This is a genomic window from Spiroplasma sp. ChiS, assembly GCF_002968355.1.
Classification (GTDB): domain Bacteria; phylum Bacillota_I; class Bacilli_A; order Mycoplasmatales; family Mycoplasmataceae; genus Spiroplasma; species Spiroplasma citri.
On sequence record NZ_PUUH01000190.1, the window covers coordinates 1 to 972 of the forward strand.

Sequence of the window (972 nt, forward strand, 5' to 3'; positions counted from 1 at the left end):
TAAAAAATGAAATAATTGTTAAAAATTTAAAATATTTTAGTTTTTCTAAATTTGGGTTTGAAGTGTCTGAAATATTTTCCCAATAAAAGATAAAATACCAAATAATAAAAACAATATTGAAATAAGTGATAATATTGAAATAGATAGTCGAGACTTATCAAAATAACAAGAAATAACTCAAACAATAAAAGATCATAATATCCATAAAAATAAAAATGAAAAACTTGTAAGAACTAAATTTATTTGATTTTGTTGATTAAAATCTTTGTAAACCAGAGAAAATAAAATTAATTGTAAAAATAAAGAACCAACATTTAAAATTATAATTGACGAAAAAAATGTAAAAATTTTTGAATTTAAAACTGTTTTTCTTGACATAGGCAATACTAATCAACAAGCAAAATAACCTTCTTTAATTTCTTTTGTTAATAAAATATGAGTTGTAATTATTGAATATGGAAAAATCATAATAAGACAACAACCATAACTACATATAATAAAACTAACAAAACTAGCAGCTGAAAGTACATCAATATTAGTAGCTGGACTAAAATATTTTAGAGTTATTGCCAGAATTGTTAATAAAAAAAACAAAATAGATCATATAATTAAAATTATTTTTATATTTTTAAACTGTAATTTTACAAATTTTAAATTAATCATTGAAACTTACCTCTTTTTCATAAAATTTAATAAAATATTGTTCTAAATTAAATGGTAATTCCTTAAAATATTCTAGTTGATAATCTGTTATTTCTTGGCATCGTGTATGATGAACCCGTAAAAAAGCAACTCTTGTTAAAGGGTTGTTTTTTTATTTGAAAAACAATCTAACAATTTAATAAATATTTTGGTGGTCTAACCCAACAGTAATCAGTCTGGAAATAATAGACGCAATAACTTGCGATAGTGGTGATAAGTGCGAGGTCAACATCAAACCACAATAAAAATAGAGATGGTCACTTTATAAAT

The 972-nt window shown here is 22.0% G+C and carries 1 protein-coding gene; it reads right to left on the reverse strand.

Annotation, left to right across the window (positions count from 1 at the left end):
- Positions 1–45: 45 nt before the first annotated feature.
- Entirely contained in the window at positions 46–663 is a 618-nt protein-coding gene (locus C6B38_RS05425) for a hypothetical protein (protein WP_105298929.1), read from the reverse strand.
- Between the last annotated feature and the right edge of the window lie 309 nt (positions 664–972).